Source organism: Lysinibacillus sp. VIII_CA, from assembly GCF_049943995.1.
Taxonomy (GTDB): Bacteria; Bacillota; Bacilli; order Bacillales_A; family Planococcaceae; genus Lysinibacillus; species Lysinibacillus pinottii.
On the sequence record NZ_JBNFXM010000002.1, the window covers coordinates 252,500 to 268,347 of the forward strand.

At 32.4% G+C, this 15,848-nt stretch carries 16 protein-coding genes; 14 read left to right on the top strand and 2 right to left on the bottom strand.

Annotated features, from left to right (window positions below; all coding sequences use genetic code 11):
* Nucleotides 1–978: 978 nt before the first annotated feature.
* The 7 genes from ACP3VS_RS04510 to ACP3VS_RS04540 all read left to right on the top strand — a co-directional run bounded on the left by ACP3VS_RS04510 (nucleotide 979) and on the right by ACP3VS_RS04540 (nucleotide 7,255).
* Complete coding sequence (locus ACP3VS_RS04510; protein ID WP_198696208.1) at nucleotides 979–1,587, top strand: hypothetical protein; 609 nt, start codon at nucleotides 979–981, stop codon at nucleotides 1,585–1,587.
* A 14-nt stretch (nucleotides 1,588–1,601) separates the two neighbouring features.
* Complete coding sequence (locus tag ACP3VS_RS04515) at nucleotides 1,602–1,787, top strand: hypothetical protein (RefSeq protein ID WP_036164402.1); 186 nt, start codon at nucleotides 1,602–1,604, stop codon at nucleotides 1,785–1,787.
* Nucleotides 1,788–2,299: 512 nt separating this feature from the next.
* Nucleotides 2,300–3,217, top strand: a complete 918-nt coding sequence (locus tag ACP3VS_RS04520; protein WP_426388414.1) for a hypothetical protein — start codon at nucleotides 2,300–2,302, stop codon at nucleotides 3,215–3,217.
* Between the two features lie 1,078 nt (nucleotides 3,218–4,295).
* Nucleotides 4,296–4,694 (top strand): hypothetical protein, encoded by a 399-nt coding sequence (locus ACP3VS_RS04525; RefSeq protein WP_289449652.1) that lies wholly within the window; start codon nucleotides 4,296–4,298, stop codon nucleotides 4,692–4,694.
* Nucleotides 4,695–4,999: 305 nt separating this feature from the next.
* Complete coding sequence (locus ACP3VS_RS04530; RefSeq protein WP_012295540.1) at nucleotides 5,000–5,686, top strand: DUF421 domain-containing protein; 687 nt, start codon at nucleotides 5,000–5,002, stop codon at nucleotides 5,684–5,686.
* 314 nt (nucleotides 5,687–6,000) lie between these two features.
* Complete coding sequence (locus ACP3VS_RS04535) at nucleotides 6,001–6,615, top strand: hypothetical protein (protein ID WP_031419351.1); 615 nt, start codon at nucleotides 6,001–6,003, stop codon at nucleotides 6,613–6,615.
* Nucleotides 6,616–6,649: 34 nt separating this feature from the next.
* The gene (locus tag ACP3VS_RS04540) at nucleotides 6,650–7,255 is read left to right on the top strand and encodes a hypothetical protein (RefSeq protein WP_426388415.1); all 606 of its coding nucleotides are present in this window, start codon (nucleotides 6,650–6,652) and stop codon (nucleotides 7,253–7,255) included.
* Nucleotides 7,256–7,397: 142 nt separating this feature from the next.
* On the opposite strand, the gene ACP3VS_RS04545 is transcribed toward ACP3VS_RS04540, so the two are convergent.
* Entirely contained in the window at nucleotides 7,398–8,417 is a 1,020-nt protein-coding gene (locus ACP3VS_RS04545) for a hypothetical protein (RefSeq protein WP_426388416.1), read from the bottom strand.
* Nucleotides 8,418–8,434: 17 nt separating this feature from the next.
* Nucleotides 8,435–8,941 (bottom strand): hypothetical protein, encoded by a 507-nt coding sequence (locus ACP3VS_RS04550; protein WP_289449650.1) that lies wholly within the window; start codon nucleotides 8,939–8,941, stop codon nucleotides 8,435–8,437.
* Nucleotides 8,942–10,093: 1,152 nt separating this feature from the next.
* Between ACP3VS_RS04550 and ACP3VS_RS04555 the strand changes: the two genes are divergently transcribed.
* From ACP3VS_RS04555 to ACP3VS_RS04585, 7 genes are all read left to right on the top strand, one after another.
* A complete protein-coding gene (locus tag ACP3VS_RS04555) occupies nucleotides 10,094–10,252 on the top strand; it encodes a thiazolylpeptide-type bacteriocin (protein WP_080695225.1) in 159 nt (52 codons plus the stop codon).
* Nucleotides 10,253–10,324: 72 nt separating this feature from the next.
* Complete coding sequence (locus ACP3VS_RS04560) at nucleotides 10,325–10,498, top strand: thiazolylpeptide-type bacteriocin (RefSeq protein ID WP_012295531.1); 174 nt, start codon at nucleotides 10,325–10,327, stop codon at nucleotides 10,496–10,498.
* 77 nt (nucleotides 10,499–10,575) lie between these two features.
* Complete coding sequence (locus ACP3VS_RS04565; RefSeq protein WP_012295530.1) at nucleotides 10,576–10,749, top strand: thiazolylpeptide-type bacteriocin; 174 nt, start codon at nucleotides 10,576–10,578, stop codon at nucleotides 10,747–10,749.
* Nucleotides 10,750–11,097: 348 nt separating this feature from the next.
* On the top strand, nucleotides 11,098–11,910 hold the full coding sequence (locus tag ACP3VS_RS04570; RefSeq protein ID WP_426388417.1) for a hypothetical protein: 813 nt from the start codon (nucleotides 11,098–11,100) through the stop codon (nucleotides 11,908–11,910).
* Entirely contained in the window at nucleotides 11,879–14,356 is a 2,478-nt protein-coding gene (locus tag ACP3VS_RS04575; protein ID WP_036162274.1) for a lanthionine biosynthesis protein, read from the top strand. Before ACP3VS_RS04570 ends, ACP3VS_RS04575 begins: the two co-directional genes overlap by 32 nt.
* An 11-nt stretch (nucleotides 14,357–14,367) precedes the next feature.
* Nucleotides 14,368–15,093, top strand: a complete 726-nt coding sequence (locus ACP3VS_RS04580; protein ID WP_012295527.1) for an ABC transporter ATP-binding protein — start codon at nucleotides 14,368–14,370, stop codon at nucleotides 15,091–15,093.
* A 12-nt stretch (nucleotides 15,094–15,105) separates the two neighbouring features.
* The gene (locus ACP3VS_RS04585) at nucleotides 15,106–15,846 is read left to right on the top strand and encodes an ABC transporter permease (protein ID WP_012295526.1); all 741 of its coding nucleotides are present in this window, start codon (nucleotides 15,106–15,108) and stop codon (nucleotides 15,844–15,846) included.
* The last annotated feature ends 2 nt before the right edge of the window (nucleotides 15,847–15,848 follow it).

A 15,848-nucleotide genomic window follows, 5' to 3' on the forward strand; every position in this document is an offset into this window, starting at 1 on the left:
GGGTGTTTTTTTGTGGGAAAACGTTGATATATCAATGTTTGTGTTAGTTCATTAAATTATTAATGCTGAATGTAATAGGGAGAGGGGGAAGTAGGAAAAGGCATGTACCCCAAAATCATTATGTTTTGATTTCCTTCGATTTTTCAAAATTCAAAGTGCTGATATCATCCAGGAGGTTAGATGCATGTATCTCATCTTTTTCGAATGAAAGGTAATCGTGTTTCTACTGGTGTAGAAATTTGTTACAGCAAAAGTGGTGATGTCGCTATAGGATTGCAGAGGAAAACGCTGTTCAATATATATCTGAGCTATTAAAGCAACTTGGTTGGGTCATTGAGCGAGTTAAGAAGCATCAGGATTGGAACGGCAAATATTGTCCGCACCGTATATTGGCAGAAAATCGTTGGAATAGTTTCTTGAAACGTATTGCAGAAGCAATGAAGCCGATGGAAATAAAAAAACCAACAGAAAAGGATGAGGATACTATGAAATTTACAAACTTAACAACTAAGACTTAGGTACATGATTATATTAAAAAATTTACAGGAAAAGGAAGGATGGATAAATAATGGTTAGAAAAATTCGATTCAGGTGCAATGAAAAGTGGTAATTTTGAAAGTTTTGAAGGTTATCATTAAATAGCGAAATAACTAGCTATCCTGAAATAAAATATTATTATCATTTTAAAACAAGAAATTTCAAGAAATAATTTTAAGTTTTTACTTTGGAGCAAAAATGTATCTTTTGGCTTATGAAGGGATAAAACAACGCCAATTCACGCCAGTAAATGAAGAAATAATTGGCGTGAACTGGCGTGATATGAAATGCACGCCATATAATTGGAATATGACCACCAAGAATTCGGTGGTAATACACCCTTGAAGTGGCGTTGTTGGCAATGATAGGATAATAATTACTCGAGGTAAGTTTAGCTATAGCTATTCAAAATATTATTATCTGAAAATAAGGTGGTTCATTATGAAATTTAAAAATATAATCTTAGCATCGACTTTAACTCTATCAATGATTTCTTTTTCTAACATACAGGATGCATCAGCATATGAAATAAGTAATCCATCAAATTTTGCAGACCAAGAATTTTTTTCTAATACAGTAGAAACAAATACAAGTGCAAATGATGTTGATATAATAAAGTTAAATAATAGTTCATTACAGATTAATATCACTAATGAAAATGTAAACGTTGACTTCAATGAAAATGGAGTAGTGACATTAACTAACGGTGAAAATTCAGAAGTTTTACCGACAACTGCAATTGATGTAAATGGAAATACTGTTAATTTAGTCTATAATGAAATTGAAAATGGGTTATTAGTTGAATTACAAAATGATACTGAAACAAATCAAGTATCGTTATCAAGAAGCAAAAGGAGTTTTAATCCAGTAAAATGCGCACTTGGAACTGCAGGAGCCTGGATAAGTGGAGGAGTTGCTGGTGCAGGTACTGGTGCTGCTATAGGCGAAAAATCGGGTGCAAATGGTAAAGCTGTAACAGGTGTTGGAGGTGCTATAGTTGGTGCTATAGGTGGCGGTATGGCTGGATTTGCTACATTCTGTACTGATTAATGAGGTGATGATTTTTGAATGAATGGTTTTCTAGACCGATGATATTGAGCTATCTTGTAATATGGATTCTGTTTATATTTTTACAATTTGCATTAGAAGCAGATTTAAAATGGATTATTTTTAATCCTTTAAATTTACTTTTTATATTTAATCTTATTACAGGTGTCACTTATCAAATCAAAAAAAATGATACTCAGTAATTAATTCGGAGTATAGACAAAAAGCTCAGGTACTCAATTAATTGATATGCTCCCTATTAGGTAGACAGATGAAAAAATAAAATCTGTTTATCTAAGGGGAGTCTTTTTTTGGGGGCGAAGCAAACATCCACTCGAGTTAAAATGACATATCCTTCAATTGTTTGAAGAAGGTAACTATTCTATCAACGAATTGTGTGAAAAATTTTCATTAAATCATCAAACTTTATATAGCTAGAAAATGAAATACGAGGCAAGTGGACGTGATGGATTACACAAAGCTACTTCATGTAAATTCTATTCAAAAGAGTTAAAGTTAGCGGCCATGGAGGACTACGTTCAACGGAATTATTCACAGATGGAAGTGTTAGCGAAATACGAGATTAGTAGTACCTCAGTTTTAAAAAGGTGGGTAAAAAAGTATACTAGTCATAGTGAATATTTTTCGTGCGGTAAGTACGCCTAAACCAAGTGCAAATTTGATTATTGATTAAGAGGCGAGGATGAAAAATTTCATGGAAAAATTGCATTCGAACGGACATTCACTTATACAAAATGAAAATACACTATCTTTCGCAAGTTTTTCTGAAGAAGAGGATAAGACTTACTATTATCAATATAATGGTGAAAATCTAAGAGAAATATCAAAAATAACGTATGTGGAAAGTGAATTTGGTGATAAATGGGGCAATATATCTAGTCAATTAGAGGAGTCAAATTATTCATACATCGAAAGTATAGCGAAATGCTGGATAAATGAAAAAGGAAAAAGAAAATTAATTAGTCTTAGTGAATACTATAATAATACATTTGGAGAAAATTGGGGAAATAACTATGGTTTTAATATCATACCTAATCATATTTTTTCTGATGTTACTAATTTTATGACATGTGTTATAAGAAATGAAACAATTTGTCTTCTGTGGCCTCATAATATCATACTGCACTTTAATGAGGATGATAAGCTTGTTCAATATATTTTGTTGGAAACCTCTGACTATTATGATACATTGTATAAAATTTGTTCAGATGGACAAGCAGTCTGGGGCGTATCTCCCACTTTGAATTCTGTTGTAAAATATAAATTTCCGAGTTTTGAAATAGAAAAAATCTACCACTATATGCCTGATGAAGAACTCTCACGAAAGACAGAAGGTATAAGTAATGAAATCAATGTAATTTATTGTGAAAATGAACTAACAGGTTTAAATTACCCAGAATATATTTCTTATATTGATGAGAAATTATATATTTGTGATATGGAAAATAAACGAATTGTAACGTTGAATCCAAACAGTGGAAAAATTGAACAGTATATAGCTCTGAATTCTAAACCGTTTGAGTTTTTAAAATATAAAAATCATTTTGTTATTCAAACAGACACAGAAATATATTTATTGAATAAGAATGAAAAGAAGGATTTTTCCGATTAGAGATTTCTCAAAAATGACCAGGCGCTCAATTGAAAGAGAGTTCCTGGTCTTTATTAATTTACTCACTTTTAATTCCTGTTCACGTGCCGCAATGATCTCTTTTAATTCAGCCAAGTCATTAAATCATAGTACTTATTAATATTCGTCTTAGCAGAACTCTTCGCTGATTGTTTCCTTGTTTTATCTCTTTATTTTTCTCGATAAGCCTGTGTAGGTCGTTTTTGTGCTTCAGATGTTTTGTTATCAGGCACCATTATTCTCTCCTTTTCATATACAACGATGTTTACAATGATTTATATTAACATTTGTCATGCCAATACTAAACAATAGTTATGGAGTAACTTATGATGTAAGCATAAATATCGCAGGTAATTTTAAAATGATTACAGTAACTGATGGTCATACAACAGATACTGCGATACATGTCATTAACTATTACTTATGTAAATGGTGAGAAAATTTCAAATGATTTTGTTAATTTTATCGAAAGTGTAGAAGTAACTGACGATGAAGAAACTGTTTCTTTGAAGTTAAAGATAGGCTATCGACTGTTTCCAATAATCAAGGTGGTGGTGTAGGTATCTCATGGATTTATGAGTATACAAATCCCGGTTCTTTTAATTTAACAAGTATTACTACTTCTGTTGTTATAGGAATTCTAGCCACAATTGCTACAGCACTAATAGCTACAATGACAAACAACGAGAAGAAAACTATATATTGTATTGAAGAAGATATTGGCAACCAGACTAAAACTGGCCACTAGTATACAAAAACTATAAATTAGAAGTAACTTTTTATGAATACAGCACATATAAAGGGGTATATAACTTCTACAACAATATACCATCAATAGAATAATTTAATAATTTGATAAAATTAAAAAAATTCTTGAATCTACATTTCTCACAATTGCCCAAACAGAACACTGTTAAGTTCAAACTACACTTATTAGTTGTAATAAGTGTAGTTTTTTATTTACATTTTAATGTAATTTGTTTTGAGATTCTTTTTAGTCGAATCCACATGTAGTTGAATATGTAACTTTTGGTAGACAATTGGTGTCTATATAAAAGAGGTGGGTGGTTTGAAAATAAAAAAATTATTCTATGGTTTGATCGCATTAGCTTTATTCATGATTACAGGATGCAATATTCAAGGGGGAACTACAACCGTATCAATTGACAGGATAGATGCCGAAGAAGTTTTAACATTAGATTCTGATGCTGATATTTTTCAGTATGATGGAGTTATCTACAAAGCTAATATTGATTGGGTTGAAGAATTGTCTTTAACAAAAGATGTTCAAATCGGTGAAATAAAAACAAAAAATGATGCTAATACAGATTTTAGAGATGGGATGTCGAATAAACTTCCTGTTGGTACAAAGATTTTTTCCACCAAAGAACGAGGAGAGATTTTAATTGTTGAATCTAAAGGAGAAATCAAAAAATATCTTGCAATTGTTGAAGGGTAAACAAAATAACTTGTTCAACAAACGTGGTGCTTTAATTGAATAGCTAGAATGATGTATCCATCTCATACGAGGTGGTCTTTTTTTATTTATACAGTGCCAACTTAAAAGTTTTGATTCTTATAAAAAATAGGCGGGAGGAATATTCGTGTTAGATATCACTACTAGGAGGCAAAACGATTACCCTTAGACCATATTCTAAAAAACTTTCCTTGTTAATTCCTTTGCCATTTTATCTTTGTTGAGCCTAGGCTATTTGTGTAATTTCTTAAATACTTGACCATTCTATGATAGATAGGGGTGAAACAATGAACGATGTAAGCTACTTACAGATAGCGAGTGAAACAGTTATTACTTTTTTTGTCCTTCTAGCTCTTACACGTCTTTTAGGAAAAAAACAATTAAGTCATTTAACTTTTTTTAACTATGTAACAGGAATAACAATAGGATCAATGGCTGCAAATATGGTTGTTCTTAGTACAAAAGATTACACAAAGGATTTACTCAGCCTAGTAATTTGGTGTTCACTTACTATAATAGTCAGTTATATAAGTCTTAAGTCTGGAAAAATTAGAGTGATCTTTGATGGTCAACCTACCATTATTATAAAACATGGAAAGATAGACAGAAAAGCATTAAAAAGAACAGGTGTTAATATCGATGACCTGACGATGTTGATTAGGCAATATCAAATCTTTTCAATAGCAGAAATAGATTTCGCCATTCTAGAACCAAATGGTAGACTTAGTATTCTCAAAAAACCTGAATATCAAGGAACACAAAAAAGCGACTTACAAATATATCCTTCGCCGCCGACTTATTTACCTATTGAAATAATTGCTGATGGAAAATTATTACCGAAAAATTTATTGGAGGTTGGTAAAAGTAGAGATTGGTTAGAAAACGAATTAAGCAGGGCAAATATAAAAGAGGTCAAAGAAGTGTTTTATGCTGAAATTCAATCTGATGGAAGTTTATTTATACAAAAATTCTAAACAAAAGTAACCAGGCGCTCAATTAAAAATGAGTATCTGGTCACTTTTTTGTTTTTATTGCTGTTTGTTAATGATACCTAAACGCTGAAGTATTTTAATGCTGCATGGATCGAAGGGTTAGGAATTCCTTCTCAATCTTCGTCCATTCCATATAAGAAACCTGCTAATAATTACTTAGCCATATAGATACAGCTTCCTCCATTTCGGAACGGGTGTTTTTTATTGTAAAGCGTAAAATATGTAGAAATATGAAAATAGTAATAGATATTCCTTCATTATCCATGTATATTTGTGGAGAAGGGAGATTGAAAAAAATGAAAAAATTTCTTATTTTACCACTTACATTGCTATTAAGTATTTTGTTAATAGCTTGTAATCAGGATGATGATAGTGGGAAGAAAACAGATGGTGCTGATAAAGCATCCGAAGAACCATTAAAAGTTGATAAAGGTCTTATAAATGTTGAAGTCACAATACCAGCTACATTATACAAGGGGCAAGACATAGATTCTATTATTTCTGAGGCGAAAAATAGTGGCATTAAGGAAGTTATTAAGAATGAAGACGGATCTTTAACTTATAAAATGTCTAAATCTGAGCACAAAAAGATGATGAAGGAATTAAAAGAAAGAATTGTAAAAAGTGTAGAAGAACTTAAAACAAGCGAAGATTTTGTTTCCATAAATGATGTAACTTATAATAAATCTTTTTCTGAGTTTACACTGACAGTAAATAAAGAAAAGTTTGAAGGTAGTTTCGATGCAATTGCATCTTTTGGACTAGCTTTAGCAGGCATGTACTACCAGCTATTTAACGGTGCAGACATTGAAGATTATAAAGTCACAGTAAATTTAAAAGATGAAACAAATGGAGAGATATTTGACACGATGGTTTATCCAGATTCCTTAAATGAAAATAACAATAAGTAAGTTGAAGAGCACCTATAATATAGGAGGGGTTTTCATGAAAAAATTAGCATTATTATTATGGGTGTCTATGTTATTGGTGGCTTGTGGTCAAAGCGATAAAAATAACAATTCAGATAGTAATCCAAAAGAATCTGTTGGAAAAAATACAGAAGAAGAAGTATCTGAAAATAATAATGAAAATGAAACAGAGGTAGAGGAAGTTCTGACGATTACTAAAGGAAACGCATTGGTAGTTGATAATTACGCAGAAATCACTATTAACAACAATGTTTTCGGTAAACAAATTTCACCGCCAAATCCAAACTCTATGTATACATATTACAAAAATGAAGAGGAGGGTGAAGTGTACTTAGATACTATTATTTCTGTAAAAAGTTTACTAACAACAGGTCAATCATCTGATGAATTTTTAAATGTGAAAATTATTTATGATGGAAAATATGAATATACAACTTTCTCAACAATAGAAGATCGAGGTGGAGCGGATTTCACGTTTACCAATATTACATCGATCGAGCCTTTGAAAACGGGTACTCTACATTTTATAGCTTCTGTACCAGAACAAGTGGAGAAGGATGGGAAACCATTAAAAGCAATCATTACAGTAAAAGGGAAAAAGTATGAACAAATAATTAGGTAAATAGAAATTATACTGTTCTTTTTTATTTCGGTAGCCAAGAGAGTAAAAGTACTCCTCACTTTTAGTAGAACAAGGTTTACTACAACCAAACTATTCAAAGCGAGGAGCACTATCTGTTGAAATTATTAGTAGTAATTTCCCCTTACCAAACAAATCCCACTGGCCAATATGGCATTTTATAGAGGCCGGAAATATCATGCCTTTCCGCCATTTCTTCCATTTTGTCCATTGTATAAGCATAGGTATCTTCGTTTATTTTCTCGACCGACTCTGGAATACGGATATAGCCTGATAGCAATTCACCGATATGGTAAGCATGTTGAAAAACAGCTGCATCTCCAACTGGTTTGTAATGAAGTATAAAATGAGGCATAACGATGGTGTGATCCAAGTTCACATCTTGTAGGGCACCAACGTTCATTGAAAAACCAACACCTGAATGATAAAAACCAACGACTTGAAAATCCATTACTTCAGAAATTAATTCCAAGGAAAATATATCGCCAATTTTATAAATATCCTTATACGCATTCCCCAACACAACACTGATAGGTTTGTTGGGTGCCTCAAGCGAAAAATCAGACTTTTGAAGGTTTCTGCCTTCTTCAATACTATTATCGAAGTGATTAAAAGTGCCTTCACCTAATAAAATTGTTTTTAATGGGGTTGTCAACACTTCATTACCTTCCTGATCAAGCGAAACAACATTCACTGGGTTTGAAATAATTTTATCGTTGCCAGCGGCTTGATACTCTTCATATCCTTCTACAAAACTTGTTTCACCTTCATAATGTCCTCTATAAACTAAGGGGTATTCATTCACAAGAATATAATCAAAAGCTGTTTTTATTTCGTTATACATAGCCTTTACTTCTTCAATTGGCACAGATTTGATGCCATCTGAAAGTTCTTCAAAAGCAAAAACGGTTTTATAGTACGGTTCAAATTCAGGTATATCGGAGACGTAATTAATATAATCCTCGTAATCATCAAACGACTCTGGCTTAGGTGTCGTCGTTTGTGATTTTTCTGGTTCAACTGTGTTGGTTTGAGGTTGTTGTACATCTGCTATACTTACTTCATCTGTTGCGCTACATGCAGTTAAAACGACGAGGAATAGAATTCCAACAATTGTATAAATAGGTCTAATCAAGCGTAGCAATAAGTTTTTTCTCTTCATTACCAATTATAGAAAATACGAGGTGTCGCATCTGGAACTAGGCCTGTAGCTAGATAAGAAGTTGCATTGGCTCTAATCCCACTATTCAAATGGTTATTACCAGTAGTGTTAAATCGACCATTGGACCAAACTTCTGCACGTGCAGTAAATCGTGGCGCAGTGGCATCTACCCAGCCAGATGCAAAATGGTCACCGCCATGCCCATGTGAAGAATCCACATACAACCGAACATCACTACCTGTAACTTTATAAGAATTTCTAGAGATACTCATAGTGTTGTTGTCTCGTGACGCACTATCACTTCCACCGCCAGCGGACTTATCCATTACCAACACTTTCCCATCCATAGTAATTGATTCTGGCAATTCTACCGTAGTATTTGACTCTGGCAATTCTGTGGCAAAGGCAGAAATGCTTGAAAAAATAATTCCAGAAACCACCATGATAGGGGTCATCTTGCTTATAAATTTTTTCTTTTTCATACGAATCATCCTTTCTTTTTTCACACTTTGACCTTTCGCTTATAAAACCTAAATGAATAATAACGCATATGGTAATATAAGTAAAATTGATATAATAATGTAAATTTATTGATGCACCTAACCTGAAGATTGGCAGGAGTTACGGAGGTTTTAGCAATGGCAGTTTGGAGATAAGATGGGGCGGTCAGTTTATCTAAGTGGATTAATAGGAGCCCGTGATAATTGCTAAGTATTTTATATATAGCTACACAAACTAAAAACATATTAAGTATTGGCTAATGAACAACAAAAGATCAGCTACTCAATTAATAGTGAGGCTGATCCTTTTATGTTGACGAATAGTTAAATTCATTTAAAAAAAATTTTTATGGTCCACAAATTGAGAAACAATTGTGCTCCTTGAAATTTTCATTCACCCAATAATCAATTTTATTGAAAAGTCGTAAGAATTGGATATCCGCTGTATTATTTAGTGAACATGCATTGAAAGCGATTTGATTCCATTGTTCTTGATTAACGCAGTTGGGACCAAAGTAATTGAAAGCAGGTAATACATCTTCTATAAATAAATGTAAAAAATCAAAGGCTTCTGTTGTTAGATAAATAGAAGTATCATGCCAATGTTTATTTTTAAAAGGACCTTGCATAAATTCAAAAACATCATGCCTTCCCTGTAAATTTTCTAAAGTATTTATTTTCAGTATATATTCCTCCAATGTAAGGTTAAGTTATTTTAGGGTAGAAAGTGAATTTAAAAGATTTGCATCTCTAAAAATTACTCTTTATGCCAATTTCTTTTCGTGTTGTTAAGGGATTTGTATTACTTACAAAAATAAATAAATGTCAATGTTGAGTCAAGATAATCTTATTGTTGAATTTTTATTTTTACTTATTCTAACATTACACGATTGTCCCGTTCATCCCTTAATTAAATGAAAAAGACCCGCTTAAGAATAGTGCTTAAGCGGTTTTTTTTATAAAAAACAATCAGGTTTACGTTGGTATGAATCAGCAGATACACCCCATTTTATTGACAGTTAAGATGGAAATTAGAACACCTATTTTAGTTAACTAGGACACCTAAGTATAGAGGAGCGGTTTGTATGAAAAGAATGAATAACTGTAGATTTCTCGAGTTATAGTGTGTATGTAAATAAATGAAAGGAGAAAAGAAAAATGGAAAAAGAACGGAATGCAAATGAATTCGATTTAGAAGTAGAATTATTAGATTTGGATGAAGTGTCAGCGATTCCAGAAACAACAGCAAGCAGTGGCTCGACAAGCTGTTCGGCATCATCGACATGTGGCTCAACATCATGCTGCGGTTCTTGTTAAATCATTTAGAGGAATTGGTGTAAGTTTTTATTGTAGTAGCCAAATAATCACTATTTATAGGAGGAACTAAAGATGAAAAAAGAGATGAATACTCAAACAGTAAATGCAAAAGAATTTGATTTAGAAGTAGAATTATTAGATTTGGATGAAGTGTCAGCGATCCCAGAAACTACAGCTAGCAGTGGCTCAACAAGTTGTTCAGCATCATCAACATGCGGTTCAACATCATGCTGTGGTTCTTGTTAATAAATTGTTTGGAAGATGTAGAGTCGGTTTCGAAAATAGTATAAACAACTAATTACTATTTATGGGAGGAACTAAGGATGAAAAAAGAGATGCATACTCAGGAAGTAAATACAAATGAATTCGATTTAGAAGTGGAATTACTAGATTTAGACGAGGTGTCAGCAATTCCGGAAACAACAGCAAGCAGTGGCTCGACAAGCTGTTCAGCATCATCAACATGTGGCTCAACGTCATGCTGTGGTTCTTGTTAATGAGTTGAAAAATAATGGAGCGGTTGAAACAAACTATTGTGACAACCGCCCGATTATCTTCTATCTAAGAGTTGTATTTGGAGAATCCAACAGGGTAAAAAAAATACATAAGGGTGTGTTGCAATGTATCAAACCTGTATTTATAACTATGACAGTTCATTAGAACAATCATTGCTATTACTTATTGATGATATGTGGAATACAAATCAATATTTTGTGTCAAAGGGGTGGGAGGGTGGACCTCATATTCAGTTAGTTACAAAAAATAAAATATCGCAATCTGAATATAAAACTCTGAAAAAGAGAGTGCACCAGCTAATCGAAGAGAGACCATTGGATAAATCCTATATGGATCAAGTGAAGAAAAAATATGAACAAAGTTCCCTATTGATTTCTAATTTGGAAAATAAGAAAAGTGAACGTGCAATTCGAGAACACGGAGAAATAGACATACATCCTTATTTTTTGCAATTTCATAATGAACGATTAACTAATTTATATATGAACGAACGATTCAGACATTACCAATTGCTACTGGATACTAGAAAATATATAGAAGCGCAGAATATTAGGCTAGATGAGCTGTTTCCACTTATTTTTTCAAGAATTTCAGATATCTATCATGAAAAAAATAATAATAAAGGTTACTTTTCATTTGTCTCGCATGTTCATGGCTTCTTTGAGCTTTCTGCCAAGCAAGAGAAACCCTACAACGAAAATTTATTTGAGACACTTTATATAGAAAGGCAATTAGGTTTTGAAATTGCAGAGAAAGCACATTCTCAGCTAATTAATAGATGGTATAAATATTTTTCAGAGTTTTATGGATGTTGTTTAAGTCAGGTGGACGAATTATTAGACGATCATTATAAAGCTGAATTGGCTCGTACTATAGAGGAATTAGAAAAAAATTTTAAAAATGATTTTCATAGGAATTTTGTTGCCTATTCAAAGAAAAATAACTTTATGGAAAAACCTGAAGCAACGGCCTATAGATTTACAGTAAATCTGCTGTATTTACTATTACCTTACTTTAATATAAGTGCCTTGAAGAAGCAAAAGTATATTTATATGGCTTACAGAGTAGTGGAAAGTAAAAAAGGGATGACTTGGAGGGAGGAGTTAGGACTTGACTATAACAGTTACTCAAAATCCATTTAGTATTTATCGGGGAACCAATACCTCTGATTATTGGTACTTTGAAATGCGAGAAAAAGCGAAGGAAATTCAGTCTGCTAAAGACGAGATTGACAATGTTCATGAACAAATTGAAAGAGAGAAAGAAATTGTAGTCAGTCAAATTGAAGAAGAGTTCTCTCTACAAAAGGATCCTAAGCTATTGAATCTGAAACGGGATGTTCATAATTTACGTAGCATTCGTTTAAGAAAATACTCAGGGCCAATTTTGTTGAAGCAACTAGTAGACCTTTTAGATCAATTAGAGTTGTACCAAGAAGCACTGCATCGACGTTATGAGGAAGCCGTATTGAAATCGAGGGAGATTCTTCAAAGAGAAATAGCGGATGAACAACTGCAAAAGACCGTTTTATTTTTTAATCAAACTATTTATAAGAACATTGAAAAGTATTTATCCAAACCGGTACAAACACATAATAAAAAAGAAAAAAAGTTGGACAATTTTATTATCAACTTATTAATGCGCAGCTCTATGAAAACTAGTCCGTTTTCTTACCTTACCCAAACGGGCTCTTCTGGTAATCGATTTTTAATAAAAAAGAAGGCAAACATCGAATTAAATCATGCTCTACTTTTTAGAATATTTTTGGAAGCTATTCGTACCGACGAGGAATCATTAGAAAAAATCCCTGTCCATGTTTCTAAATTTGGGCAAAGGAATTCTAAGATTTTCTTTGTCACGCAAGAGAATGTTCCACAATCTAAGAAAATATATGAAACAAGAGATAAGCTGGTTGAAATGGGGATTGCGGAAGAAGTAATTCAATTTCTAAAGAAAAAACAAGGGCAAACTATATTTTATAAAGAATTTGCTCAATTTCTAAGGGAAAAAGAACTTTATTCGGGGCATGAGTTGGATGTATTTAAAAAACTTGTTTCCACAAAAATAGTAGTACAAAAAATTTCAGTAAATGCTAAAAGAAATCTTGTAAAAGAAATGATTTCCTTTTTAAACGAACATGGTATTTGCGAAGAGCTATCACGCCAGCTTCAATTAATGAATGAAATGCAAAAGGAGTTTGAGCAGGCAGATACAAATGAGCGGTTAGTTCTTTGGAGAAAGATTGAGGATATGATTAAAAGTTTGAGTGAAACCATTCCGAATTTTGGTACGGAAATTCTATATGAAGATATCTTGTTTGATGCTCAGAGCAATAAGAGCAGTCTCAAAGATATTGAAAATAAGTTTTCTAATCGTTTTTTTGAAGAAATTACGGCATTTTTACTGTTATTTGATGTGAATATTCGTGTGCAATACGAAGTGGCAGCGCTATATAAAAAATTATATGGCCATTCGGAAATCAGTTTGTCTGACAGCAATTTATTAAACAATGTATTCTTCGAAAAATTGAGATACTTCTTCCCTTATTTCCAGGACATGGATTACCGATATGATGAAGCGATTGCACCTGAAGTAAAGATTTTGGATGATCTTAGAGATGAATTTAAGGCATTCTTTTCTCAATACTTAGATGAAAATCAAGCTGGAGAAATAGACTTTCAGGAACTAATACAACCTTTTTCTAAAAAAATTCCTAAATATATTAAATACGGCAATGAATTTAGTATGACCTTTTTTTATCAGCTTTTTCAGGAGAAAGTAATTTTAAACGATATTTATGATGGTCAGGAGAAATTTTTATCTAGATTTAAAGACTTCTTCGAGGACTTAAATAGAGATACACAGTATCAAGAATATATAGGGAAAAATTATTATGACAAAAATTATTACGAAGTAACAGAGCTGTTTGGATTTAATGGCGGCATTCATGATAGAAATTATAGTCAAAAATTAAATCTGGAATTTGGATATCAGAGATTCCATGATGTTGGGCATCCTCATATATCAGATTTTTCGGTTAAATATGATGAGAAAAAGAAAAAATTGATAGTGCTTGACCATCAGAAGAATGAAGCGAGAGTAGCCTATAAATCATCATTAGTTCCAGTGTTTCTCCCGGGAGTTTTATCTGTATTGCTACTTTTGTTTCAAAGCGGAAGAATCAACTTTGATATAAATTACTTTTTGAAAAAAAGAAGTGATATGCCAAGAATTATTTTTGAAAATATTGTGATGTATAGAAAGAAGTGGACTATCAAACACGAAGATTTAAAGTGTATCAGTAAAGAAGCCGCAGATGAAGTAGAGCTATATTCATGCATTAATAACTATTTTAAAGATCGGCATTTACCTGAAACTTTCTTTTTAAAGAAATATCGTATGGGTGAAGAAATTTCTGCGATGAAGCCATTGTTTATTGATATTACAGTACCAATACTATTCAAACATTTTATGAATGAAATTACCAATGAAGAAAGTCAAGATCCTACGTTCTTTATCGAAGAGGTGTTACCTGAATTTAAGAATGACCTTAGGGAATATGTTGTGGAATATACGATTGACAATTAGGAGGGTGAACAATGCAGAATTTTAATGTAAAGGTAGAAAAACTAACAAAGAACTATGGAAAAAAAGCTGTTCTGAAAGGAATAGATTTTATTGCTGAAAAAGGTGAAATTATTGGTGTTATTGGAAAAAATGGTGCGGGGAAATCGACATTCTTAGAAATTTTAATGACCATTAAGGACTTCAATGATGGGAAGGTTGTTGTCTTTGGTAATAATTTAAAGGAAATTGATCAAGCCCAGCTCGGAAAAATTAAAAGCAATATATCCGCGGTTCTGCAACCTACACAGTTTTATAAAAAATTAAAAGTAAAAGAATTACTAGATCTTTTTAGATCCTATTATGGTAGCAAAGTAGATCTGAATGAAATTATTGAAGAGTTTGAATTGCAGGAGCATCTCAATACATTCTTTGATAATTTATCTGGGGGCTGGAAGCAAAAGGTTAGCCTAGCAATTGCTTTTTCTTCTAAACCGCGTTTGATTATTTTGGATGAACCGACTACTGGCCTGGATCCTCATATGCGAAATATATTATGGGAAAGCATCACAGGATATATTAAAAAAAATGATAGTACAGTGATTTTATCGACGCATTATATGGACGAAATCGAACTCTATTGTGATAAAGTTCTTTTCATTAATGACGGTGTAACCGAAGTATTTGATACGCCAGAAAATATACTAAAATCCGGTCATAAATCTATTAATAGCTTCTATCTTGATAAAATTGCCAAATAAGGGGGAGTAAATATGTTATTAACACAAATTAAATATGACTTAAAAATGTTCTTTAGAGAGTTATTTTATTTAGTCTTCACGGTTGTTGTACCGCCTGTCACATATATTTTAATGGGACAAATGTTTAGTAATGCAACCTATAGCGGAGGGATGAACTATGTTCAAATGTATACACCTTCGTTTATTGTCCTGATTAGTTTTTCAGTCGTATTTTTTGCCTTTGGTTTTGATCAGGTAATGAATCGTGCAGCTGGAATTGAAAAAAGACTTTTCATTACGCCCATCACTGATAAAATTCTTCTCATGTCCAGCATTGCTAAGTCATTCATTATTGCTACTGCAGGATTTTTCTTAATAACTTTAATCGGCTTACTTGTTTATGATTTGCAGCTTTCCATTGTTAATTTCTTGGTTTCATATTTAAGCTTATTACTCATTAATGCGGTGATGCTGGTTTATTCTCACGCAATCTATTCAAACTTTAAGGAAGTTAAAACAGCACTTATTTTGTCTATTGTGTTATTCCAAATTGTTATGTTCACTGGTGGCTTCTCTGTTCCAGTGGAAAGTCTCCCGAATTTTGTGAAGTATGTATCTTATGTGAATCCGTTCTATCATTTAAATAATATTTATATTTCAATTTGGAATGAGACATTTGAATTCAATCAAGATATGTTGATTTCAATCGGGTACACGTCAGCTCTTCTGATTATTTCATTAGTTGTCATTAAGTTCAACAATAAGAAGGAGTGAGT

What these genes read in the sequence shown, in the direction of transcription:
- ACP3VS_RS04510 (WP_198696208.1), top strand. Translation starts at nt 979, where the DNA reads ATGAAATTTAAAAATATAATCTTAGCATCGACTTTAACTCTATCAATG.
- ACP3VS_RS04520 (WP_426388414.1), top strand. Translation starts at nt 2,300, where the DNA reads ATGGAAAAATTGCATTCGAACGGACATTCACTTATACAAAATGAAAAT.
- ACP3VS_RS04530 (WP_012295540.1), top strand. Translation starts at nt 5,000, where the DNA reads ATGAACGATGTAAGCTACTTACAGATAGCGAGTGAAACAGTTATTACT.
- ACP3VS_RS04535 (WP_031419351.1), top strand. Translation starts at nt 6,001, where the DNA reads ATGAAAAAATTTCTTATTTTACCACTTACATTGCTATTAAGTATTTTG.
- ACP3VS_RS04540 (WP_426388415.1), top strand. Translation starts at nt 6,650, where the DNA reads ATGAAAAAATTAGCATTATTATTATGGGTGTCTATGTTATTGGTGGCT.
- ACP3VS_RS04555 (WP_080695225.1), top strand. Translation starts at nt 10,094, where the DNA reads ATGGAAAAAGAACGGAATGCAAATGAATTCGATTTAGAAGTAGAATTA.
- ACP3VS_RS04560 (WP_012295531.1), top strand. Translation starts at nt 10,325, where the DNA reads ATGAAAAAAGAGATGAATACTCAAACAGTAAATGCAAAAGAATTTGAT.
- ACP3VS_RS04565 (WP_012295530.1), top strand. Translation starts at nt 10,576, where the DNA reads ATGAAAAAAGAGATGCATACTCAGGAAGTAAATACAAATGAATTCGAT.
- ACP3VS_RS04570 (WP_426388417.1), top strand. Translation starts at nt 11,098, where the DNA reads ATGGATCAAGTGAAGAAAAAATATGAACAAAGTTCCCTATTGATTTCT.
- ACP3VS_RS04580 (WP_012295527.1), top strand. Translation starts at nt 14,368, where the DNA reads ATGCAGAATTTTAATGTAAAGGTAGAAAAACTAACAAAGAACTATGGA.
- ACP3VS_RS04585 (WP_012295526.1), top strand. Translation starts at nt 15,106, where the DNA reads ATGTTATTAACACAAATTAAATATGACTTAAAAATGTTCTTTAGAGAG.